General features: G+C 54.7%; 21 protein-coding genes and 1 pseudogene. 14 read left to right on the top strand and 8 right to left on the bottom strand.

The genetic code is table 11. The features are described from left to right. The first annotated feature begins 5 nt into the window (after positions 1-5). The 6 genes and pseudogenes from A6M21_RS12975 to A6M21_RS12950 all read left to right on the top strand — a co-directional run bounded on the left by A6M21_RS12975 (position 6) and on the right by A6M21_RS12950 (position 8,179). Positions 6-1,310, top strand: a complete 1,305-nt coding sequence (locus A6M21_RS12975) for a methyltransferase (protein WP_066669469.1) — start codon at positions 6-8, stop codon at positions 1,308-1,310. Between the two features lie 274 nt (positions 1,311-1,584). Next, positions 1,585-2,061 carry a DUF2284 domain-containing protein gene (locus tag A6M21_RS12970; RefSeq protein ID WP_161486068.1) on the top strand — a complete coding sequence of 159 codons (477 nt, stop codon included), beginning with the start codon at positions 1,585-1,587 and terminating at the stop codon, positions 2,059-2,061. A 107-nt stretch (positions 2,062-2,168) separates the two neighbouring features. Then, positions 2,169-3,782, top strand: coding sequence for a B12-binding domain-containing radical SAM protein (locus A6M21_RS12965; RefSeq protein ID WP_066669466.1), 1,614 nt, complete (start codon positions 2,169-2,171; stop codon positions 3,780-3,782). A gap of 208 nt (positions 3,783-3,990) precedes the next feature. Further along, positions 3,991-4,956: pseudogene (locus tag A6M21_RS18010) on the top strand (GerAB/ArcD/ProY family transporter); the annotation flags it as partial. 278 nt (positions 4,957-5,234) lie between these two features. After that, positions 5,235-7,019 (top strand): carbon starvation CstA family protein, encoded by a 1,785-nt coding sequence (locus A6M21_RS12955; RefSeq protein WP_066669462.1) that lies wholly within the window; start codon positions 5,235-5,237, stop codon positions 7,017-7,019. A gap of 206 nt (positions 7,020-7,225) precedes the next feature. Next, positions 7,226-8,179, top strand: a complete 954-nt coding sequence (locus A6M21_RS12950; protein ID WP_161486066.1) for a LytR/AlgR family response regulator transcription factor — start codon at positions 7,226-7,228, stop codon at positions 8,177-8,179. Positions 8,180-8,236: 57 nt separating this feature from the next. On the opposite strand, the gene hcp is transcribed toward A6M21_RS12950, so the two are convergent. Further along, positions 8,237-9,520, bottom strand: coding sequence for a hydroxylamine reductase (gene hcp, locus A6M21_RS12945; protein WP_066669460.1), 1,284 nt, complete (start codon positions 9,518-9,520; stop codon positions 8,237-8,239). 421 nt (positions 9,521-9,941) lie between these two features. Here hcp and A6M21_RS12940 point away from each other — a divergent pair, with 421 nt between their 5' ends. After that, positions 9,942-10,403, top strand: a complete 462-nt coding sequence (locus A6M21_RS12940) for a CBS domain-containing protein (RefSeq protein WP_078060675.1) — start codon at positions 9,942-9,944, stop codon at positions 10,401-10,403. Between the two features lie 41 nt (positions 10,404-10,444). On the opposite strand, the gene A6M21_RS12935 is transcribed toward A6M21_RS12940, so the two are convergent. Beyond that, complete coding sequence (locus A6M21_RS12935; protein WP_066669458.1) at positions 10,445-12,064, bottom strand: ATP-binding protein; 1,620 nt, start codon at positions 12,062-12,064, stop codon at positions 10,445-10,447. 302 nt (positions 12,065-12,366) lie between these two features. Between A6M21_RS12935 and A6M21_RS12930 the strand changes: the two genes are divergently transcribed. Further along, a complete protein-coding gene (locus A6M21_RS12930) occupies positions 12,367-13,209 on the top strand; it encodes an MBL fold metallo-hydrolase (RefSeq protein WP_066669533.1) in 843 nt (280 codons plus the stop codon). A 16-nt stretch (positions 13,210-13,225) separates the two neighbouring features. Beyond that, complete coding sequence (locus A6M21_RS12925) at positions 13,226-13,477, top strand: helix-turn-helix domain-containing protein (RefSeq protein ID WP_066669454.1); 252 nt, start codon at positions 13,226-13,228, stop codon at positions 13,475-13,477. A gap of 124 nt (positions 13,478-13,601) precedes the next feature. On the opposite strand, the gene A6M21_RS12920 is transcribed toward A6M21_RS12925, so the two are convergent. The 6 genes from A6M21_RS12920 to A6M21_RS12895 all read right to left on the bottom strand — a co-directional run bounded on the left by A6M21_RS12920 (position 13,602) and on the right by A6M21_RS12895 (position 18,994). After that, positions 13,602-14,210, bottom strand: coding sequence for an FmdE family protein (locus A6M21_RS12920; RefSeq protein WP_078060667.1), 609 nt, complete (start codon positions 14,208-14,210; stop codon positions 13,602-13,604). A gap of 19 nt (positions 14,211-14,229) precedes the next feature. Beyond that, on the bottom strand, positions 14,230-14,997 hold the full coding sequence (locus A6M21_RS12915) for a sulfite exporter TauE/SafE family protein (protein WP_161486065.1): 768 nt from the start codon (positions 14,995-14,997) through the stop codon (positions 14,230-14,232). A 316-nt stretch (positions 14,998-15,313) separates the two neighbouring features. Next, on the bottom strand, positions 15,314-15,694 hold the full coding sequence (locus A6M21_RS12910; RefSeq protein ID WP_066669451.1) for an ArsR/SmtB family transcription factor: 381 nt from the start codon (positions 15,692-15,694) through the stop codon (positions 15,314-15,316). Positions 15,695-15,721: 27 nt separating this feature from the next. Next, positions 15,722-16,792: an ACR3 family arsenite efflux transporter gene (arsB, locus tag A6M21_RS12905; RefSeq protein ID WP_066669449.1), complete on the bottom strand. Its 1,071-nt coding sequence runs from the start codon at positions 16,790-16,792 to the stop codon at positions 15,722-15,724. Positions 16,793-17,013: 221 nt separating this feature from the next. Next, on the bottom strand, positions 17,014-17,544 hold the full coding sequence (locus tag A6M21_RS19385) for a thioredoxin family protein (protein ID WP_345788104.1): 531 nt from the start codon (positions 17,542-17,544) through the stop codon (positions 17,014-17,016). Between the two features lie 535 nt (positions 17,545-18,079). Then, the gene (locus tag A6M21_RS12895; RefSeq protein WP_066669446.1) at positions 18,080-18,994 is read right to left on the bottom strand and encodes a LysR family transcriptional regulator; all 915 of its coding nucleotides are present in this window, start codon (positions 18,992-18,994) and stop codon (positions 18,080-18,082) included. A gap of 149 nt (positions 18,995-19,143) precedes the next feature. Between A6M21_RS12895 and selD the strand changes: the two genes are divergently transcribed. The 5 genes from selD (at position 19,144) to A6M21_RS12875 (ending at position 22,593) form a co-directional block, all read left to right on the top strand. After that, on the top strand, positions 19,144-20,193 hold the full coding sequence (gene selD, locus A6M21_RS12890) for a selenide, water dikinase SelD (RefSeq protein ID WP_078060652.1): 1,050 nt from the start codon (positions 19,144-19,146) through the stop codon (positions 20,191-20,193). Between the two features lie 156 nt (positions 20,194-20,349). Further along, on the top strand, positions 20,350-20,571 hold the full coding sequence (locus A6M21_RS12885; RefSeq protein ID WP_161486064.1) for a hypothetical protein: 222 nt from the start codon (positions 20,350-20,352) through the stop codon (positions 20,569-20,571). Between the two features lie 160 nt (positions 20,572-20,731). Next, entirely contained in the window at positions 20,732-20,908 is a 177-nt protein-coding gene (locus A6M21_RS18815; RefSeq protein ID WP_161486063.1) for a hypothetical protein, read from the top strand. Positions 20,909-21,295: 387 nt separating this feature from the next. Beyond that, entirely contained in the window at positions 21,296-22,105 is an 810-nt protein-coding gene (locus A6M21_RS12880; protein ID WP_066669441.1) for a chromate transporter, read from the top strand. A gap of 128 nt (positions 22,106-22,233) precedes the next feature. Next, entirely contained in the window at positions 22,234-22,593 is a 360-nt protein-coding gene (locus tag A6M21_RS12875; protein ID WP_078060648.1) for a PadR family transcriptional regulator, read from the top strand. Positions 22,594-22,596: the final 3 nt, after the last annotated feature.

Raw genomic sequence — 22,596 nt, 5'->3', positions numbered from 1 at the left:
TTGACATGTTGACGGAACAGGGTGAACGGATACTGGAAATTTGCCGCGGCCACTGGGCGGCCAACGTTTTGTTCGCGGCCACGGATCTGGGTCTATTTGACGTGCTGGCCGGCACGGATAGCTATCCGGCCGGTTTATCCGGGGAGGAAGGGGCGCTTGCCGCATCTTTACAGAAGGGGGACACGGAGGCCGGCGCGCGCCGGGGGGAAGTTGACGGCCGGTCCCGGCCTGCGCCGGCTGGTGATATGCATGGAACGAGGGAACGGGCCATACTGGAAGATAAAGGGGCAAAAAATTCCCTTTTGAGAAACCTTGGGAACCGGCACATATACGGGACCGGGGTTGGAACATCATTGTGGGGGGATGGCTTGCATGCCGGCTGTCATGCGTCGCCCCGCTGTCCGGATACCTGCCCTGTCCCGCCCGGACTAACGGCAGGTGAAGCGGCCGCCGCTCTGGGCACCGATCCCGCGTCCACCGCCAGACTGCTCGACGCCCTGGCCGGACTGGGGCTGGTCGTCAAGCGGGGTGCACGTTATGCCAACAGCCCGGCGGCGGCTCATTTCCTGGTCCGGGGCAAGGAAAGCTACCTGGGCCATGCGGTCCATCATTTCGCCAATCTGGCCGAAGGATGGTCCCGACTGGGTGAAGCGGTGCGCACCGGCCGGGCGGTGGGCTTTGCGGCGGTGGAGCGGGAGCCGTACGAGCAGCGGCTGCGGGACTACATCCTGGCCATGCGGGACAATGCTTCCCTGAAGGCCGGCGCCCTGGCCGGAATCATTGAAGCGGGTGGTTGCCGGAATATGCTGGATTTGGGCGGGGGGCCGGGTTCTTTCACCATTGCCCTGTTAAAGCAAAACCGGGAGCTCAAGGCTACCATTTTCGACCTCGCCCCCACCCTGGAGATAACCCGGGAACTGGTGGCGGCAGCCGGTCTGACCGGCAGGGTAACTTTGCGGCCGGGCGACTTTACCCGGGACGGGCTGGGGGAGGGTGCCTATGATCTGGTTTTGGCCTCCAATGTGGTGCACATATATGACGATCGCACCAACCGCGGGCTGGTCTCCCGGGTTTACAACGCCCTGCGCCCCGGCGGCCGGCTGGTTGTCCACGATTACGTGCTGGCCGAAGTGCCGGCGCCGGAAGCGGCGCTTTTCGATCTGAACATGCTGGTAGGCACGGTATGCGGCCGGGTCTATGCAGTGGCAGAAATGTCCGCCTGGCTGCGCGACGCCGGTTTTGAAGATATTGACTACCTTTCCCTGACGGCGGGCAGCGGGCTGGTGACGGGGAGGAAGGTGGCACGGTAAACGGGGGATGTTCATGCAGATATGGGGACGGTTTTTTATAATCCCTTTGCCCCCCCGTTCGTTGCGGGGGCACGCGGACTTTCTCCATGGCTTTGCCGACCTTTAAGCTTCGTCTATGTACCGGCAGGGTACTCCCAAAGGAAACGGGGGCAGTCTGCCCGGCTACGGGTGTGCAGTGTCCAGTCAGTTGCTGAATCAAGTCGTGGACTGACAGGAGTGATTTATCATATCCAACATCGCCAATTCCGCTGCCACAATGGAAGATCTCCGCCGGATGGCCCGGGAGGCGGGGGCGTTTGAAGCCCGGGTGATCGAAGCGGCCACAGTGGCGGTAGCCCCCTGGGTGCGCTGGAAGTGCCAGTACGGCTGCCCGGGCTACGGTCAAAGCCTGTGCTGCCCGCCCCACAGTCCCCGGCCGGAGGAGACGGCAGCAGTGTTGCGTTGCTACCGGCACGGGGTGCTGCTGCTGGCGGAACAGTCCTGGCTGGTGCGCTACCTGGTTGGTCAGCTGGAACAGGCTGCCTTCAAGGCCGGTTTTTACAAAGCATTCGGCCTGGGGGCGGGACCATGCGGTTTATGCGAAAAATGCACTCTCACCGGCCCCTGCCGGCGCCCCGCCGAAGCGCGCCCGGCCATGGAGGCCTGCGGCATCGACGTTTTTCAAACCGTCCGGAACAACGGCCTGGAGTTGCCCGTGGCCCGGGAACCCGGTCAGCCGTGCGCCCGGGTGGGGCTGGTGCTGGTGGAGTAAGGCCTGCCGGTGTCATTTACCGCTTTGGCACAAATCAGGCACGCATAATGCGTGTGGTTATTGGATATAAGGCATAACCTTGTTTAATATTTTACCGGGGTGAGCATATGCGTATTTTGCTTTTGAACCCGCCTCTTTTGACCACTCCCCACACCACCGACCTGGTGGTCAACGCCCCCCTGTCGGCCTGCCTGGTTACCGGCTACGCCGGCGCCTGCCTGCAGCAGGCGGGGTTTGAGGTGCAGGTGGCGGACGCTGATGTGGCCGGGTGGACGATGGCGGAAACGGCTGCCTTCCTGTCCGGCGCCGCTTATGATCTGCTGGGGGTGCACTTGAAGTTCCTTTGGGAGCGCACGCCGGAAATACTGGACCTGCTGGCCGCCGTGAAAAGACAAAAGCCCGCCGTCCACTTGAACCTGTACGGCCATTACCCCACTTTTGCCTGGGAGACTTTGCTCAGGGAATATCCCTTTATAGATTCGATTGCCCGGGGTGAGCCGGAGTTCATCCTGGTGGAACTGGCCCGGCAATTGGCCGGTCCGGACCGGACGGCCTGGCGGCGGATTGAAGGTTTGGCCCGGCGCGAAGGCGATAAGGCGGTGGGCAACCCGCTGCGGCCGGCCATTGTCGATCTGGACGCGCTGCCCTTCCCCCTCCGTCCGCCGGCGGATCTGATCGCCCGCCGGCAGATGCATCATTACATCCTGGGCAGCCGGGGCTGCTTTGGCCGCTGCACTTTTTGCTATCTGAACCCCTTTTACGGACCGGAGGCGCCCTGGCGGGGACGCAGCCCGGAGAACATAATCAAGGAAATAAATGCGGTGCACCGGCAGACGGGCAGCACCTCCTTTTACTTTGCCGATGCCAACTTTTTCGGTCCCGGCGAAAAGGGACGGCGCCGTATCCTGGAACTGGCCGCCTTGCTCAAAGAATTGGATTTTCCCATTGTTTTCGGCCTGGAGTGCCGTTCCTCCGATGTGGAGGAGGAGGTTTTTGCCCGCCTGGTGGAGGCCGGCCTGCGGGACGTGTTCCTGGGGGTGGAAAGCGGTGCCCGGAGCGCACTGGACCGCTTCCGCAAAGGGACCACGGTGGCCCAAAACGAACGGGCTTTAAAGATCCTGCGCAACCTGGGTATTCATATATCCCTGGGCTTTATCAACTTCGATCCCGGCGCCACCCTGGAAGAGATCAAGGAAAACCTGTATTTTCTGCAGCGTATGGATCTGCTGGACTGCCCCACCACCACCGCCCACCTGTTTTTCCACCGTCTGGTGGTATTGCGGGGCATGCCCGCCTACGGCCAACTGTTGGAGCAGGGGCGCTTGCATCCCGCCGGCTTTACCGGGCATGAAGGAGAGTATCAGATCGCCGATCCCCGGGTGGAAGCGCTGGCCCGGGTGATGGGGGCCGTAGCCCGGCGGACGCTGGAATTCACCCGGGGCGAGGATCTGTGGGGCGCGGCCGGGGAAAAAATCTGCTCCGCCGGAAGCATGTGTGTCCACGGCGCCGGTGACGGCGAAGCCGGATTGGAATGTAGTGGCACGGTATCGCCGCCGGCAAACGGACGGTGGGAAGCTTTCAACCGGCTGAACATGTTCCTGCAAAGTTTTTTGTCCGGGTTGATTGATGAAGCTGCCGGCGGCAACCCGGCCCGGGAATGGATTGAACAAGCGGTGGAAAAAGGGTTAAAAGGAATCGAAAAAGTTGTCCGTCCGTCCTGACCGGCCATCCCAACGCCCCCCGGCACCACATAAAACATTTCCCCGGTTGAAATATTAATCGGGGAAATTTATCTATATAGTGTTTCAGTGTGGGGGTGTGCCGGTGGAAAATGAAAAACTGGGTGCCCGCGAAATAACGGCACTGGCGTTTTACGCCGCAATTATGCAATCCTTGTGAGGTTTTTTTACGGCCACAGTTAGCGGCCGGGATGTCTGGCTGGCGGTTGTTTTGTCAGCAGGCGTATCTTTTGTGTTCATACTGATATTATCAGCCTTGATCAAGGGGTTTCCGGGTCAAGATTTTTTTACCTGTAGTGAATCGTTGTTGGGCAAATGGGCCGGAAAATGTATTGTCACTTTAGTGGTGATCTTTTATACCATTACTAATTCCTTTGCTTTGAGAGATTTTGCAGATTTGATCAATGATTTTATGCTGCCACATACACCAACAGCCGTCATTATTGCGGCTACGCTATTGTCAATCTCATATATTCTGTTTCAAGGAGTCGAGGTAGCGGGGAGAATTGCAAGTTTATTGTTATATATAATAATAGTGTTTGTTATATTTGGTTTTATAGGAAGTATTTCCTTTTTTAATTTAAATAATTTGCAACCTGTTATGGAATTTGGCATAAATAGAATAGTTTATGGTGTAATTATGCAAACATCATATTTTCTTACATTGGCAACCGTATGCCTCAATTTTGTTATGTCCGGTTCAAATAAAACACATGGGACGAGGCCATTATTTGTTTCTTTGTTTGGGGCAGGATTAATAACTGTTTTGATTTCCATTGCGGTTATGGGTTCTCTTGGAGAAGAAACCGCCAGCCGTTTTGTTTATAAATACTATTCATTATACCGTCAGATTAAAATACTTGGAATCGATGTGAATTTTGAATTAGTTTTTTTGACTGTGTGGATATTCTTGTTTATACCATTGCTCAGCCTGTACCAGCATACAATAGTCAGCGGGATGGCCAGACTGGCAGGATTGTCTGATTGTAAACATTTGATCTTGCCGGTTGGTCTTTTGCTTTTTGATTTTTCACTGCTATTTTTTAATAACCGGACAGAATTTAATTTATTTGCCACATATATTTACCCTCCCCTTTCGATAATTTTTTTCTCCGGACTGTCTCTGGTTTTGTTTTTGATGTATATGCTGCGCTGATTTTCCGGGTGCCTTCCCGTTGGACAGGAATGCTTATTATTCTTGACGGTTCCGGTGTACCTCCGGGCCGGCGAAAACAGAATCTAATTTTAAGGGCGGTTTTTCACCTGTTATGACGCTCAAAGCACCTTTCAGGCAATAAATGTTTCTATTTTACTTTTCCGGGTATATATTCAAAGGGACAATGGGGGAGGTGATCGCGGAAGTATCGGTTATAGGCCATCCGGAGATGATTTCCGGCAAGCTGTTGATCCGTTTTTTGAAGGAGGGGGTATTTTTTGAACGCCATCTATCTGGTCATTTGCGGCGTGCTTTTTTTAGTGCTGGCCTACCGCTTTTACGGCGCTTTTATTGCAGCCCGCGTGCTGGCCATTGACGCCAGCCGGGAAACGCCGGCCGTAAGACATAACGACAACCGGGATTATGTTCCGACCAACAAGTGGATTGTGCTCGGTCACCACTTTGCCGCTATTGCCGGCGCCGGGCCGCTGATCGGGCCGGTGCTGGCGGCGCAGTTCGGCTACCTGCCGGGCACCCTGTGGATCCTGCTGGGCGGCGTGTTGGCCGGGGCGGTGCACGATATGGTCATTCTTTTTGCCTCGGTCAGGTACGACGGGCTTTCTTTGGCCGAAATCGCCAAACGTGAGCTGGGCAACTTTTCCGGCGTGGTTACCTCCATTGCCGTTTTGCTGATCCTGATTGTGGCCATGGCCGGACTGGCTCTGGCCGTGGTGAACGCCCTGTTCAACAGTTCGTGGGGTACTTTTTCCGTTGGTGTGACCATCCCGATCGCCCTGTTGATCGGCATTTACATGAAGTGGCTCCGTCCCGGCCGGATAGCGGAAGCCACCGTGATCGGCGTGGTCCTGGTCGTTCTGGGCGTGCTGGCCGGACCGGCGGTGCAGCATTCTTCGTGGGCGCATTTCTTGCTCTTCTCCAGGCACGAAATTACCGTTCTGATGGCCGTTTACGGTTTTGTGGCCGCCGTGCTGCCCGTCTGGCTGCTGCTGGCGCCGCGGGATTATTTGAGCACTTATATGAAAATCGGCATCATGATTCTGCTCGCCCTGGGTGTGATTATAGTTCATCCGGTGCTGCAGATGCCGGCGGTGACCAATTTTATTCACGGGCACGGGCCGATTATTCCCGGCAAGGTCTGGCCGTACCTGTTCATCACCATCGCCTGCGGCGCCATTTCCGGCTTTCACTCCCTGGTCAGCAGCGGTACCACGCCCAAAATGATCAGCAGCGAGAAGGACATCCTGCCCATTGGTTACGGCGGCATGCTGATGGAATGCTTTGTCGCTCTGATTGCACTGATTGCCGCCACCAGCATGGCTCCCGCCGATTATTTCGCCATCAATGTGATGCCCGCCGCCTTCGCCAAGCTGGGCATGCATGTTAAGGATCTGCCGGTGCTGTCCCAGATGGTGGGGGAAAATGTGGCCGGCCGTCCGGGCGGGGCGGTTTCCCTGGCCGTGGGCATGGCCCATATTTTCGGACGCATTCCCGGACTGGGGCACCTGATGAGCTACCTGTACCATTTTGCCATTCTGTTTGAAGCGCTGTTCATTCTCACCACCATTGACGCCGGCACCCGCGTGGGGCGTTATTTGCTCCAGGAAATAGGCGGCGTGTTTTACCGGCCGCTGAAGAATACCAACTGGTGGCCGGGGGCGCTGGTGACCAGTGCGCTCATGTCCTTTGCCTGGGGTTATCTGGTCTATAACGGGACCATCTCCACCATCTGGCCGCTTTTCGGCCAGGCCAACCAGTTGCTCAGCGCCATCGCCCTGGCCGTCGGCACCACCTTTTTGCTGCATCTGGGCAAAGCCAAATATGCCTGGATTACCGCCGTGCCGATGGTGTTCATGGCGGTGACCACCATTTCCGCCGGCTATTTGAACATTGTAAGCAGCTACTTACCCCAGCACAACGTGCTGCTGGCCGTGATCTCCGCCGTTACCATCCTTTTGGCGCTGGCTATCATTATTGACAGCTTAATCAAATGGTTTATATTTTTCAGCGGCTCACACAGTGATGAAATAAACAAAATCATGTAGAACGGATAGAAGCAACATAGCGGGCTTTTAACGTATGTGGTCTCCTGGTAGCAGGGATGGCGGCCGGGAGGAAGACGGGTAATAACGTTATGCTCCAGTTATACCTATCTGGAACTCCCGAACGGGTTATAGAAAAGGTCACCCCGGTTGGCATTTGCCGTGGTGGCTTTTTTGCGCTATGGTTTGAAAAGCGGGAAGGGAAAAGGTTGCCGGCGGCGAATAGTAAAATAATTCAATCTGATGCCGGATGGTTTACCGGCGCAGTGGAATGTGCATTCTGGAAATCAGTAGGTACGCGCATCTTTAAGCATTACCGGCCGGACGGGTTTGACGGGGAGGTTTTGGCCGTGCTCCTGCGGGTGCTGATTGTTGATGACGAGCCCTTGGCCCGGGATGAGTTGCGCTTTCTTTTGGAATCCATTGATAGCGTGGATATCTGCGGCGAGGCCGGTTCCGGTGAAGACGCCATCAACCTGGCACGGGCGGTGGAGCCGGACCTGGTTTTCCTTGACATTTGCCTGGGCGGCCTGGACGGCCTGACTGTGGCCCGTGAACTATTGGCCGCGAGCCGCCGCATGCTGATTGTTTTTGCCACGGCATATGACCGTTACGCCATCGAGGCTTTTGAAATCAATGCGGTGGATTACATATTAAAACCGTTTTCCCGGGAAAGGGTGGTCCGCACACTGGAACGGGCCAGGCAGGTCCTGCTGGAGAAATCGGCCGCCCAGTGGTTTAAAACCGGCCTGCACGATCTGCTGGCCGGTGAGTGGGCTAGCAGCCGGGACAAGGATAAAAAGCTGTTGCGCATTCCGGCCTATGCCCGTCACCGCCTGCACCTGCTGGAGCCGCGGGAAATTCTCTTTTGCTGTGCGGAAGGCGGTGATGTGCTGATTGTTACCGGGGAGGACAGGTTTAAAGCCGGCTGGCCGTTGCACGAATTGCAGGATCGTTTGAGCGATCAATACTTTTACCGCACCCACCGCAGTTTTCTGGTCAATTTGCAGAAAGTGCACCAGCTCATTCCCTGGTTCAAGGGTGCGTATAAACTGGTGATGGAGGGCGGCTTGGAAGTGCCGGTAAGCCGTGTATTCGTGCGCGGGTTGAAGGAGATCTTGAATATTCAGGACTGCCGCTGCAGTAGCTGCAAGAAGGAGTGAGCAGGGGCCGGCTTGCCATACCGCAAGCCGGCCAGTGTTTGATCCGGTAGCCCCGGTTTAACCGAGGATTTCTTTCAGGTCCTGTTCGGGAGTGGTGATCAGCTTCAGGTTGTAGTTGTCCTGCAGCACCTTCAACACATTGGGGGTGAGGAAGGCCGGCGCCGAAGGGCCGATACGGATGTTCTGCACGCCCAGGTGGAACAGGGTGAGCAGGATGGAAACGGCCTTCTGTTCGAACCAGGACAGCACCAGGCTTAAGGGCAGCTCATTAACGCTGCAGTTGAAGGCTTCGGCCAGGGCCAGGGCCACCTGGATGGCCGAGTAGGCGTTGTTGCACTGCCCCATGTCAAGCAGGCGCGGAATGCCGTCGATGTCGCCCAGGTCCAGGTAGTTGAACTTGTACTTGCCGCAGCCCAGGGTGAGCACCACGCAGTCCCGGGGCACTTTTTCGACAAACTCGGTGTAGTAGTTGCGGGACTTCTTCACTCCGTCGCAGCCGCCGACCAGGAAGAAGTGGCGGATCTTGCCGGCCTTGACGGCGGCGATGACCTTGTCGGCCAGTCCCAGGACGGCGCCGTGATGGAAGCCGGTGGTTAGAGTGATGCCGGCCTTTTCCGGCAGCGGCGGCAGGGATTTGGCCTTTTCAATCACCGGCGTGAAATCCCGGTCCTTGATATGGGTCACACCGGGCAGGCCGGCGATGCCGCAGGTGAACATGCGCTCCCGGTAGGATTCCTTCGGGATGAGCACGCAGTTGGTGGTGCCCAGGATGGCCCCGGAAAATTGTTCGAACTCGGTCTTCTGATTCTGCCAGGCGCTGCCGTAGTTGCCGGCCAGGTGGGGGAACTTTTTCAGTTCCGGGTAGGCGTGTGCCGGCAGCATTTCCCCGTGGGTGTAGATGTTGATCCCCGTGCCTTCAGTCTGTTTGAGCAGTTCGTACAGATCCAGCAGGTCGTGGCCGGTAATCAAAATTCCCGGGCCGGCCTTGGTGCCTGTGGATACCGGGGTGGGCACCGGTGCGCCGAAGCGTTCCACATGTGCCTTGTCCAGTATTTCCATCGCCCGCAGGTTCATTTCCCCGGCTTTCAAGACCAGGCCGATGTGCCGGTTGAGATCGAAGTCCACATTGGTCAAAGTGGTGAACAGCGCTTCGTGCATGAAAGCGTCCACCTGTTCGTCCCGGGCGCCCAGTTCACGGGCGTGGAAAGCGTAGGCGGCAATGCCTTTCAGGGAAATAATCAATGTATCCTGCAAGCTGGCGATGTCCTCGTTTTTGCCGCAGACACCTGTTTTGGTGCAGCCGGTGCCGCCGGCGGTCTGTTCACACTGGTAGCAGAACATAAAACGGTTACCCCCTTTTGATTTTTCCGGCGCCGGAAGGTGGCGCGGAAGTTTCCGGATTTGTCTTTATTATAGGGGATTGTGCCGGGACGGGCAGTGACCTGGATCACAGGGCCGGTATGATCATTGGAGTTTTTGAAGTTGCCGGAAATGATTTTACCATCATCAAACTGTAATACTGTTTTCACAGATTTGTAACAATGGCACGATAGTATAAAAATGAAATTATCCCCGCTTAAAACCCCGCCGGATATTGTTGCGGCGGGGATTGGTATTCCAGGCGAAGTAATCCTGTGCCGGTTGACTGGTAACTTTTGTAGGTTTGAAAAGGGATAGTGGACTGAATTTTCAGGCAGGGAATACGGTTGGCATGGAGAAATACTCAATAATCCTGCCTGTAAAACTTAAGGAAGGTGTTTTTATGAACATCAGTTTTTTTCTCATCCCCAAGGCAGAGGTTGTTTATCTGCCGCTGAAATCGACAATGCGTCAGGTGATGGAAAAGATGGAGTATCATCGCTATACCGCCGTGCCGATTGTAGATCACGAAGGTAAATATGTGGGAACGATCACAGAAGGCGATTTGTTGTGGAAGTTGAAGAATACCCCCGGATTAACCCTTAAAGGAACAGAAGAGGTGATGCTGAAAGACATACCGAGACGGATGCAAAATACGCCCATCCATGTGGATGCGAAAGCAGAAGATCTTGTGCCGCTGGTTATTACACAGAATTTTATTCCCGTTCTGGATGATAACGACGTTTTTATCGGTATCATCAGACGAAGGGAAATTATTGAATACCTGTGCGGAATAAAAAATTCATTTACAAATCCGCCCAAACAATCGGAAGTGGTGCAGGCAGGCGAAGAAAGCATCTTGTAATCTGGAAAAATGCTTCAACGGCAATTGGATTGAAAAAAAGTTTATTTGCTACCGGCCGCACGCGCCGCAAGATAGTCCACGAACTGGCGGGCGGTGCGGCCGGAGCGGCCGTTGTGCCACATTTCCCAGTGCAGGGCCAGCTGACGCAGTTCGTCCCGGTCCATTTCCAGGCCGCGCTGTCCGGCCAGTTCCTCCACGATGCGCAGATAGCCTTCCTGATCCGGGGCGGGGAAGGTCACCGTGATGCCGAAGCGGTCGGCCAGGGAGAGCTTTTCTTCCATGCTGTCCCGGGCGTGCACCTCATCCCCCTGCCGTTCGGAAAAGCTTTCCTTAACCAGGTGCCGCCGGTTGGAAGTGGCGTAAATGAGCACATTGTCCGGCCGGACGGCCAGTCCGCCCTCCAATACCGTTTTCAGTGCCCTGTATTCCGGTTCCGTTTCGTCAAAAGACAGGTCATCCACAAAAATGATGAACTTCTGCTGGTGTCCGGCCAGTTGCCGGATGAGCAGCGGAAAATCACCCAGATCGGCTTTGGCCATTTCCACCAGGCGCAGGCCGCGGGGAGCGTAGGTGTTGAGCAGCGCCTTGACGGTGGATGATTTGCCCGTGCCCCGGTCGCCGTACAATATGATGTTGCTGGCCGGAAGGCCGGCCAGGAAGTGTTCAGTGTTTTCGCGGATTAGTGCCTTTTCCCGCTTCAGGCCGATCAACTGCTCCAACCGGACGGGATCGGGAGCGGCAATGCCGGCCGGCGCGCTTTCACCGCCGGGCCGTCTGCGCCAGCGGAAAGCCGCGTAGCGGCTGAAAACGCCGCATCCCACCCGGTGATAAAAGCGGGCCAGTTCGTCCACGGCGGTGCTCCAGTCCCGGGAGTGGCGCAGAAAGTTTTTAACCCTTTGCCGGCGGGAGGTCAGCCAGGCGGCGGCACCAGCTATACCGGTACTGCCACCGTCGACGGCGCCGTCATCACCACTAACGCCATCATCGCTGCCGGTGCCGCCATCATCGCCTGTGTTTCGTGCGCTGCCGGGGATCGGGTAGGAAGCTTCAATCATTTTATCCGGCGGGGAAATTCCCGGGCAATCACTTCCGTTACCAGCGGTGCGCGGAAAGTTTAACCGGCCTGGAGCAACGTTTTCCATCTCCGCTTGCCGGGGCAAGCCCGGTCCGGCGGGTGTTTCTTCCCATCCGGGCCAGTTTTCCGGCACCAGGGGATCATATGCGGCGTTTGAAGGCCCCTCACCTGGCCTGAAAAAGCCCGCCTTTTTAAAAATGTCCGCCGCGGCATGCTTCAACTGTTGCGAATCTATTGCTGCCAGTTTTTGCAGGATGGACAGATCCCTGGCGGCGAGGGCTTTGATCCGCCGGCTCACGTTTTCCGGGCCTGCTGCCGCGGCCTGCCGGCTGAAACTGTTGTCGCCGTCCAGAATCAATTCCAGCAAATGTTCCGGCCAGCGGTGCTCCACCGCCAGGGCGCAAAAGCGGTGGTAGTTTGCGAGCACCTCCCGGGCGGAGGGTTCGGAGCAAGCGAGACCTTCCAGCAGTTCCTGCAAAGCCCGGACCAGGTTGTCCCGGGTCAGCGGCTGATATAAAACCAGTCCGCTGGTCAGCAGGGCCATCCGCTTAAATTCAACACGACCGTTCAAAACGGATTTATTCATGCGTCAATACTCCTTGTGCGTTTGGTAATATCATAAACATTATAGCACACGGGGTGAGGCCCGGGATGCCCGGAAAACAAATAGCTATGCTCTTACCGGTTTTTACCCGCGCATACATGTGTGAACCTGCTTCAATTTACATTTATCCAGCGGGGAAAAGGTTACCGCGCGGTATGACCCGGTTTTTTCCGGTGTTGCCGGCAAGCGCTGAATTCAATTATAATGGTGGGAAAAGAGCAGATGAAAGAAAAGGGAATCATGGCGAGCCGGAGTTACAGAGTTTCTTGAAAGGAGCCCGGTGTATGGAAACAATCAAGATCAGCGTCCTTTGTGAAAACACCGTAGGGAGCATGGCCGGTATTTCCGGCGAGTGGGGATTATCCATGCTGGTGGAAACCAAAGACGCGAAAATACTGTTTGATACCGGGGAAAGAGGACATCTGGCGGACAACGCCCCGGCCCTGGGGGTGGACTTGCAAACTGTGGATGCACTGGTTTTAAGCCATGGTCATTATGATCATACGGGCGGCCTGCCGGCCTTCTTGAGGCTACGCGGGCCTGTACCCGTTTATGCCCATCCGGACCTGTTTGCATCCCATTATAGCCTGCTGCAGCGGGAACATTACATCGGCGTTCCTTTCCGCCGGGAATTGCTGGAGAGCATGGGCGCCGACTTCATCTGGGTCCGGCAGGCACAGGAAATAAAGCCGGGGCTGTGGATCAGTGGCACGGTGCCGCGCACTACGGACTTCGAAAAAGGGGACGGGCGCCTGTACATGAAAAGGGACGGGCAAAAATTACCGGATCCCTTTGCCGATGACATGAGCCTGTTTTGTGCCACACCGGCAGGATTGCTGATTATTCTGGGTTGCGCCCATGCCGGGGTGGTCAATATTGTCGAGCATGCCCGCCAGGTAACGGGAATAGATTACGTGTACGGCATCATCGGAGGCACCCATCTGGGACCGGCCAGTGCGGAACAGCAGGAAGCAACTATCGATTACTTGCAAAAGCTGAACCTGCGGTTTCTGGCCGCCAACCACTGCACCGGGCTGCCGGTGATGGCCAAACTGGCCGCTGCTTTCGGCTCCGTCTTTCATTTCGCTCCGGCGGGAAGCGTTTTTGAACTTCCGGTAAAGAATTGATTGGCGGGGTGGTTTGATGAGTCTGGAGGACGTGCGTAAAAACCAAAATATTTCCGCTGATCAGATGGCCGCCCGTTTGGGGCTTTCTCCCGCGGAACTGCTGGCGATTGAATCAGGAAAACAAACACCCAGGCTCTGTCTGGCCCAAAAGTGGGCCAACGCCCTGGGCCTGTCCTTTGAGGAGTTTGCGCATCACTATTACGCCAAAGCGGATCCGGCCCAGTTAACATGTACCATTACCGGGGCATGTCAGGCCAAAGAGAAATGACTTGAAATTACTTTTACCCCAATTTTGCTCACAATTCATTTGTCAAATTGTGAGCCAGGAACCAGCAATGGGCGGCAAAACTGCCGCCCTGTTTCGCCTGCCGGTAAGAATCCGCCCGCACGTTCTACTTGTCCCAGCCAAGGCAGACCGGGCAGACTTTTTTGCCGTTTTTGATACGCCCGTACTGCTCGACCACCATTTCGCCGCATTCTTCACAAACAAACGATTCGAAGGAGTGCTTTTTCTCCTGGTAAGGATAATCGAAGATTTCGCTGACATTAAAAAGCATTTCCTCCGGGGCGTTCATGACGCGCTGAATCAGCGGGTCGACGACCTCCGCCGGGACTTTGGTCGGCGGTACTCCCTTGGTACGGTATTCGGTGAAGAAAGTGGACTGTTTGTTCTGGGCCATGGTTTCCGCTTTTGGCGCCACGCGTACCGCTTTCCCCGCCTTTTTGTTGATCAACGTCAGGCCCCATTTACCGTAATCCAGTTTTTTGATGTTCCCCTTGCCGAATGTGCAGCCGGTAATCACCTGGACGCCGTCGGCAAAGCAGGTGGCACAGTGGTTTTCACCGATTTCCACCAGGGCCAGCCATTCGCTGTCCCCGGTGCGTCCAATGCCGAGTTTGTTCATGGCTGCCGCGCCGGCACGCAGCCCCATGGGCATGGCCGGGCACTTGTGACCGTGAAATTTCAACCCCATTTCCAGATAATCCTTCGGATTCACCACGATCATCCATCTCCTTTTGTTATTTGTGTATGACATTGAGCAGATCAAGAATTATTTTCAATGCCACCAGGTACTGGAACACACCAATGACCTGCTTGACTTGTTTGCCGGTGAGTTTGAAACGGGTCAACCAGGAACCGATTTGTCCACCCATCAATGACGCGGCGCCTGTTAAAACAAGAAACGCGTAATTCATGTGACTATATTCAAATCCGATATGTCCCAGAAAGCCGATAAGAGAGGAAAACATGACCACAAATGCACTTGTCCCGGCCACTTGCTTGCCGTCCATACCCAGCCAGACCAGGAACGGACCGAGAAAGGAACCGCCGCCCACACCAAGCAGGCCGCTTAGAAATCCAATAATACCCCCGACTCCGAAGCCGGCCGCCGGTTTTGTTTTGACCTGATCCTCATGTGTCTTTTTTTGAGGATGGTAGAAAAGCATCATTGAGCCGGCCGTAAGCAGAAAGGCGGCAAAGATGACCAGCAGGATCTGCTTGTTTACCACATTTGACGAATATACTCCCAGCGGGGAAAAAATAAAAATGGCGATGATTAAAGGGATGGCCACTTTAAAGTTGATTAATTTGTCCCGTCCATAGTTAATGGAAGCTACTCCGGTGTTCAGCACCCCCAGCATGAGGCCGGTCGCGGCAGCCTGGGGAAAAGGCATGCCCAGCCAGTAGAAGATGGGGACCAATATGAAGGCCGCCCCCACACCGCCCATGGACATGAACGACTTGAAAACCAGCGTGCTGATAAATCCCCAGATATACAGCTCCACTTGCAATCACATCTTTTCTCTAAGATCCTTGTTTTTTAATCCGTTCCAGTCCCAATTCCCGCAATGCTATGATCCCATCCGGTAACCCAACGGCATGAAAGGACAGCGGTGGCCGTGAAATTCCCAGGCCCATTCAGGTATTGACAGCATAATTATTTTGACCTCCTTTATAACCTTATATTATAATAGTATCATATAGTTATACTGTCAAGTGCTTTTTGCTGATTTCTATATGGAATCCTGTCTCTGGATCCTGGGAACTTAAAAAGAGCGGTCAAAAGACCGCTCTTTTAGGCGCTGGCTGCCGGAGATTAAGTCAACTGGTTTTGCGTTGAGTATTTGCTTTTGCTGCTTCCCGGCGAGCGCATACCGGCCCCTTTTCTGTTTTGACCGGCGCCGCCGGCAGACCGGTGGACAGCCTGGCCCGGATGGCGGAGGCAAGCATTTCGTCAAACTTTTCTTCCATGGCCAGCAATTTATGGCCGTTTAACGAGTAGTAAATCCATTTGCCTTCCCGCCGGTCCAGCACCAGACCGGTCTTTTTCATCAGGCGCAGGTGGTGGGAGACGGCGGGCTGGGACATATGCAAGGATTCCTCCAGTTCGCAGACGCACATTTCCCCTCCGGCCAGCAATTGTAAAATGCGCAGCCGGACGGGGTCGGAAAGGGTTTTAAAATATTGAACGAGTTGCTTCATTATTAATGATCACCTTTCCGTTGAGATTCACCGGGACGGTTCGCCCCGGGAGTTGAAGTACCGGCGGGAAAAGCCCAGGGCCACGTTGACCAGGCCGATCATCACCGGCACTTCGATCAGCGGGCCGATGACCGCCGTAAAGGCTTCACCAGAGTTGATGCCGAATATGGCCACCGCCACCGCAATGGCCAGCTCAAAATTGTTGCTGGCGCAGGTAAAAGAAAGAGTGGTGGTCTGTCCGTAGTTGATGCCGGCTCTGTGGCTGACAAAGAAAGAAACCATGAACATGATGATAAAGTAGAGAATCAGCGGAATGGCGATTCTGACCACATCCAGGGGCAAAGTGACGATATATTTACCCTTCAGGGAAAACATGATCACGATGGTGTAAAGCAGGGCAATCAGTGCCAGGGGACTGATTCTGGGGATGAACCTGGTTTCATACCATTCCTTCCCCTTGACTGGCAGCAGGAGAAGTCTGGTCAACAGGCCGGCCAAAAAGGGGATGCCCAGGTAGATGGCTACGCTTTCGGCCACCTGGCCCATGGAAATGTGGATGGTGGTGATGGCCTGCGACCAGCCCAGCCAGTGCGGCAGGATGGTGATGAAAAAGTAGGCGTAAACGGAATAAAACAGCACCTGAAAGACGGAGTTCAAGGCCACCAGGGCGGCGGCGTATTCAGTGTCGCCTCCGGCCAGGCTGTTCCAGACGATGACCATGGCAATGCACCGGGCCAGGCCGATCAAAATCAGTCCGACCATGTATTCCGGATAGCCGCGCAGGAAGATATAGGCCAGTACAAACATGAGCAACGGGCCGATGATCCAGTTCTGGAGCAAGGAAAGTCCGATTACCTTGCCATTCTTGAAAACATTGCCCATTTCTTCGTATTTCACCCTGGCCAGAGGCGGATACATCATCACAATCAATCCCACGGCAATGGGGATGGAAGTGGTGCCCACCTGGAACTTGTTCAGCAGTCCGGCGATGCCGGGGAAAACATAACCGCCGCCCACGCCCGCCAGCATGGCCAGGAAGATCCACAGGGTGAGATAACGGTCCAGAAAGGAAAGGCGGGTGGTAACTCTTTCCGTCATATAAAATCACCTCACAGTTGGAATCGTATAAAAACATGTTTATATGTTCTTCAATATTAATAGCGCCGCCTCCCCGGACTGGTTGCATGAATTCGCCGGACTGGCGTAATGTTCCGGGCTTGTTACCAATTTTGCGATTAGATTCGGATAAAGAATTGTTTATATGTTACCCCAAAAAGCATCCGGTTCCGGGAACCGGATGCTTGACAATACGGCGCCGGCTATTTTTCTTCCTGTAGCCACTTCTTGATTTCTTCTTTTTTGGGTATCCGCCCCGACACTTTCAGTTTGCCGTTAATGATCACACCCGGGGTCATCATTACGCCCAGGCTGACGATTTCACCCGGATCTTCGATCTTTTTTACTTCCGCCGGTACGTTCAGTTCGGCCAGGGCTTCCTTCACGGCTGTCTCGGTGGCCTGGCACCGCTTGCAGCCCGTACCCAGCACTTTGATTTCCACTGTCTCACCCGCTCCTTTGCGTTGGTTTTGGGCCTGGTTGTCCGGCCGCCCGGCGGCCGTTTCCTTGAATTTTGCCACCAGTGCGGCGGCGTATTCACTTTCCGCCGTTCCCGGTACATAGTTCTTCTTTTTGAACCTGGCCAGCAGTTCGGCGGCCAGTTGTTCATCAGGCATTGGCCCCAGTGTGGAAGCTGCGGCGAAAATCTCTTCCAGCCCAAAGACGCCGATTTTTGCCCCGCCCACCGGCAGTGTATCCGGTTTTGGCGACCGGGGATCGCAACAACCTGCCATGGCCTTTCCCCTTCCGCAGATGCAATTGAAATGACTCAATTACCTTTTAATAATATAGTAATGCATTTGACGAGAGATGGCAAGGAAAAATTTCGCCTGTCAGACAAGTAATTACACCCCTTCATTGAAGCATTCCCGGATGGCTTCAATCAGCCCGTCCTCCATTGGAATGCAGGATTCAAAAATCAACCTGTAATTTAAAGACATGCTCGGCATGCGTATGCGTTTAGGGCCGTCTTTCTTTTCATCCCTTCGGGGGCAAGGATATTCCATACCCGAAGTTCAATAATATTCTGAATTTCCTGCGGTAAAGCCTTTACCGCTTGAACCATATAGGCTCCGGGAGCTCAGTTGCCGGTTACCAGCACTTCGATTAACACCTTGCTCATAAAAATCACCTCTTTATTTTAAAAATGATTCGACAGGGTCCGTTTACAGATATAGTTTTTATCGCACCGATTAACTAGATTGTTAGTCAGAGTGAAATAATAGTTGCAGGCATGCACTTTCTATATAACACAAACATCAGTTAATTTCAATCGATATTTTCGGCCGGTGGCGGCTGATATTTATAAAGGTGGTTAATCAGTGCCAGTACCGGCGGGATGTGATGTTTGAATTTTGCGGATACCAGATATATCTCCCCGGGAATGCGCATGGCCGGGCCGGGAATGAGGGCCAGCATACCTGCGGACGCCTCAAGGGACACGGCCCGACGGGAAACGAAGGCCACCCCCAGGTTGGCCGACACCAGCCGTTTAATGGTTTCGGTGTCCGGTATTTCCAGCACCCGGCCGGGTTTTACCCCGTGCCGGGCCAGGTATTGCTCCACTGCGTCCCGGGCCGCGGAGCCACGTTCCCGCCAGATCAGGGTCTGTTCCTTCAGAACAGCCGGCTGCGGGTCGCTTTTTCCCGCCAGGGGATGCCCGGGGGAAGTGATTAGAAGCAATTCATCCGGTAAAAAAGGCTCGCACTGCAGACCCGGTGGACAGGCCGGACTGCCGGTAAAAGCCAGATCCAGTTCCCCGCCGGCCGCCAGTTGCGCAATGCGGCCGCTGTTGCCTGTCCGCAGGGATATTTCAATATGCGGATGGAGTTGCTGAAAATCACGTAAAACCGGCGGCAGGACATGAGCGGCCGCCACGCTGCAGGCACCCAGCAGGATGCGGCCGCGCTCCAGGTCTTTGAACTGGGTGACGGCCCGCCGGGCTTCCCCGGCCAGGTCAAAAATGCGATCGGCATATTCAAACAGGCAGCGTCCGGCATCGGTGAGCGTGATCCGGCGGCCCTGACGTACAAACAGATCCAGACCCAGGCTTTTTTCCAGCCCGGCCACCTGGCGGGAAACAGCCGGCTGGCTTAGGGCCAGTTCTTCTCCGGCCCGGGAATAGTTTAGGAGGCGGGCAACGGTATAAAAAACCCGGAGTTGGTAAAGGTTCAGTTCAAGCATCTTTTATCCCCTTGTTATTACTTAAACGCATAATACATATGCAAACTATTCATTTGTATTATACTGTATTCCATGTTATTGTAAAGTAGCCGGAGTAATAATATTTAAAACATTCGCTCGAAATAATTTTTGGAAAGCAGTGCATAATCATGAATGAAAAAACGCCTGCCGTCAACTTAACCTCGTATTCCCCCGGTTCCGGGTGAGCGTGCAAGATCGGTCCGGCGGATCTGGCGCGGGTGCTGTCCTGCCTGCCGCCGCTCAAGGACCCCCGGATCCTCGCCGGGCGCGAGGACAATGCCGCCGTTTACCGGTTACGGGAAGATCAGGCCGTTATTCAGACTGTGGACTACATTACACCAGTGGTGGATGATCCTTACCAGTTCGGCATGATTGCGGCCGCCAACGCCATGAGCGACATCTATGCCATGGGCGGGACACCGGTGATGGCTCTGAATTTGGTGGGGTTCCCCAATCAGAGCCTGCCGCTGTCCATCCTGGAAGACATTCTGCGGGGCGGGGCGGACAAGGCGGCCGAGGCCGGGGTATCCATCGCCGGCGGGCATTCCGTGACGGACCATGCTCCCAAGTACGGGATGGTGGTGACCGGCTTTGTGGATCCCCGGCGGATGGTTACCAAGAGAGGCGTCCGGGAAGGGGACGCGCTGATCCTGACCAAGCCCCTGGGCATCGGTGCGGTTACCACCGGCATCGATCGCCGCCTGGTAAACGGTGAACTGGTGGAAAAGGTAGTGCAGATCATGACCACCCTCAATCGCCGGGCGGCGGAAATAATGATGCAGGTGGGGGTCAACGCTTGCACCGACGTCACCGGCTTCGGGCTGCTGGGGCACCTGCGGGAAATCCTTACCGCCGGCAGGGTGGGGGCGCGGATTGCGGCTTTCCGTGTGCCGGTTATTCCCGAAGCTGTGGAGTTGATCCAGGCCGGGGCGGTGGCCGCCGGTACACATAACAACTACCGCTATTTACGGGATCTGGTGCGCTGGGACGACTCCCTGTCCCGGGAAATGAAGCTGCTCCTCTGCGATCCCCAAACCTCCGGCGGGCTTTTGATCACCGTTCCCCGGGAACGCAAGGAGCAGTTGCTGGCCGCCCTGCGGGAAGACCCAGAGGTGCCGGCCGTCGCCGAAATCGGGGAGGTGGTGAAGGGGCCGGGAGAGATTTATGTGGTGGGGTAAGCGGTTCCTGTTCTTTTACTGGTTGCTTGCCTCGTTAGCTAATGCTCGTGCTTATGATTGAGAGCATTTAACACGATCTTGACCGGTTACCCGGCAAAGGAAATTTCCATCGTCCTGTTTAATTAACCAACCGGGCGGTTTTGGGGGTTGATTCAAATGGAGGAATGCCTGTTCCTGATGTTGGAGGGAATAAACGGCGGGAAATTATTTATTGAGCAGACCCTGAATGACGTAACGGGGGTTAACTGTGTTTATGGCGGCGGGGAACAATTTTTCTATGTATTGTATGATCCTTCGCTCACTGATCAGGATGCTGTTATTGAAGCTCTGATCAGGGCGGGTCTGGAAATCAGGCAGTTTCACCATATCCCGGTGTGAAAACCGGGAAAAGAAAAGTATAGATCACATTTAACTGGTATCATTGCCATTTGGCGTGCTCAATGCGCTTAAAATAACAACAGGGGGTTTTATGTTCATGGTGACAATCAAAGTTTTTTCCAACCGTCCTTCCGGAAAGACCTGAACCCGGCTGATCAGCTTGGCCGGTGCGGTTAAGGATGCGTACGCGCCCGATGTGGATGTAGAGATTATTTACAAGGGGGACATGCCGGGCATGCCCGATCCGCCAAACCTGGCGGTGGAAGACCGGTTGCTTGGCAAGGAAATTACGGCGGAGAAACTGGAGGAAATTCTGATGGAATTGTTGCCGGACTAAGCTTGGGATTATAACGGTAACTACTATTGCTTATAACACCGGATCTGCGCGGTGTTATTTTTTTAATCGATGTTTTGAAAAAGTGTTTACAAACAAAGGGCAATATGCTATATTGTCCTTAGGTACCTATAGGTATAAAACATATAGGAGGCGTATGAAAAATGTGTTGCACTCCCAATCAAGGGAGCCATGGTCAGGGACAATGCCATGGCCACCAGGGGCACGGACACGCTCACCACAGTTGCGGTTGCCAAGGCAGTCACTTTCACCGGCACGTATTTACCAAACAAGAGGAACTGACCCGGTTGGAAAATTATTTACAAGAGTTGCAGGCGGAAGTTAAAGCAGTGGAAGAAAAAATAAAAGGGTTAAAGAATTAAATATACAGTGGCCTTGATTGCCAATGCAGTGCTGGATTTGGGGCATTCGGTAATCAAAGACTGGCAGGCAGCCCTGGTCGCCGCTGTTTCCCTGGTGGTGGCCTGGTTTAATCAGAATATATTCTTGATTATCCTGCTGGCTGTCGTACTGGGCATTATTTTATTCATGCCCTGGAAAGAAAAGCTACATAAAGAAACCGGTATGAGCAGGTCTGAAGGAAGCTTTCACTGGCGGGAAACGGCCATCGTGCTGGCGGTGGCTGCGGCCATAGCGGCGTTATCTGCCTTTCGCCCACTGCTGCTGAACCTTGAAGGAGTGTTCTTCCGCATCGGTTTTCTGGTTTTTGGCAACGGGTTTACCATGATCCCTTTGATTCAACAGGAAGTGGTGAACGTCCACCATTGGCTCAACCTGACCCAGTTTACCGCCGGTATCGCCCTGGGGCAGATCACTCCCGGCCCAATAGTGATCACGGCTACCTTTGTCGGTTATAAGGTGGCCGGTTTCCAGGGGGCGCTGGCAGCCACGGCGGGTATTTTTGCCCCCTGTTTCATCCTGGTAATGCTGGTTATGCCGGTATACGGGAAAGTCCGGGAGAACCGGTGGGTAAAAGCGGTTTTCCGGGGCGTGCTGGCTTCCTTTGCCGGTTTGATGACGGTTGTGGTGGTGGGTATGGGACGGCACAGCCTGACCGATCCGGTTACTGTCACCCTGGCCGCAGCCGCGCTGGCGACGTTGCGCTTTACAAAACTTGATGTCTTGTGGGTGGTGCTTGGGGGGACAGTTATTTATTTCTTGCTTGAAAAAATCTTATAAATCAAATGAAGTTGCAAACTCATCAACGGCATGTTTCTCCCGGCAAAATATGTTGCCAGTCCGGAAAATGTATGTTATTATAGTCACAAATCATATATGCAGCGTGATAATAGGTGAGGCGGGACGCTATGAGCGAATGTCAATATACTGCCATACCGGGGGAGCGGTTGGTTCAGCCGTATCTTCTCCTGCTGTTATGCCGGAAACCCGGTCACGGATATGAGTTGATTCAACGGTTAAGTAAAGCGGATTTTACCGGCGGGGAGGTGGATCCGGCCACGGTTTACAGGCACCTGCGCCGCATGGAGCAAGAGGGACTGGTCGGGTCCCGCTGGGAGGCCGGGCCGGCCGGCCCGGCCCGCCGGTTGTACGAAGTGAGCGCCCGGGGGAGGGAGTTGCTGGCGTCCTGGTCGGAAGCAATTGCCAGTCAAAAAGAAAAACTGGAAAATTTCCTGGCGGAATACCGGCAGATAAAACAGCTTTCCTGAGTG

It is taken from the genome of Desulfotomaculum copahuensis, from assembly GCF_001655685.1.
GTDB classification, from domain to species: Bacteria; Bacillota; Desulfotomaculia; order Desulfotomaculales; family Desulfovirgulaceae; genus Desulfotomaculum_G; species Desulfotomaculum_G copahuensis.
The sequence above is the reverse complement of the archived record's forward strand: the minus strand, read 5'-3'. Positions and strand labels throughout refer to the sequence as shown.

Bases quoted from the DNA above. Each gene is read 5' to 3' on its own strand.
- A6M21_RS12975 (WP_066669469.1), top strand. From the start codon at position 6: ATGTTGACGGAACAGGGTGAACGGATACTGGAAATTTGCCGCGGCCAC.
- A6M21_RS12970 (WP_161486068.1), top strand. From the start codon at position 1,585: ATGGCCCGGGAGGCGGGGGCGTTTGAAGCCCGGGTGATCGAAGCGGCC.
- A6M21_RS12965 (WP_066669466.1), top strand. From the start codon at position 2,169: ATGCGTATTTTGCTTTTGAACCCGCCTCTTTTGACCACTCCCCACACC.
- hcp (WP_066669460.1), bottom strand. From the start codon at position 9,520: ATGTTCTGCTACCAGTGTGAACAGACCGCCGGCGGCACCGGCTGCACC.
- A6M21_RS12940 (WP_078060675.1), top strand. From the start codon at position 9,942: ATGAACATCAGTTTTTTTCTCATCCCCAAGGCAGAGGTTGTTTATCTG.
- A6M21_RS12935 (WP_066669458.1), bottom strand. From the start codon at position 12,064: ATGAATAAATCCGTTTTGAACGGTCGTGTTGAATTTAAGCGGATGGCC.
- A6M21_RS12930 (WP_066669533.1), top strand. From the start codon at position 12,367: ATGGAAACAATCAAGATCAGCGTCCTTTGTGAAAACACCGTAGGGAGC.
- A6M21_RS12925 (WP_066669454.1), top strand. From the start codon at position 13,226: ATGAGTCTGGAGGACGTGCGTAAAAACCAAAATATTTCCGCTGATCAG.
- A6M21_RS12910 (WP_066669451.1), bottom strand. From the start codon at position 15,694: ATGAAGCAACTCGTTCAATATTTTAAAACCCTTTCCGACCCCGTCCGG.
- arsB (WP_066669449.1), bottom strand. From the start codon at position 16,792: ATGACGGAAAGAGTTACCACCCGCCTTTCCTTTCTGGACCGTTATCTC.
- A6M21_RS19385 (WP_345788104.1), bottom strand. From the start codon at position 17,544: ATGGCAGGTTGTTGCGATCCCCGGTCGCCAAAACCGGATACACTGCCG.
- A6M21_RS12895 (WP_066669446.1), bottom strand. From the start codon at position 18,994: ATGCTTGAACTGAACCTTTACCAACTCCGGGTTTTTTATACCGTTGCC.
- A6M21_RS12885 (WP_161486064.1), top strand. From the start codon at position 20,350: ATGGAGGAATGCCTGTTCCTGATGTTGGAGGGAATAAACGGCGGGAAA.
- A6M21_RS12875 (WP_078060648.1), top strand. From the start codon at position 22,234: ATGAGCGAATGTCAATATACTGCCATACCGGGGGAGCGGTTGGTTCAG.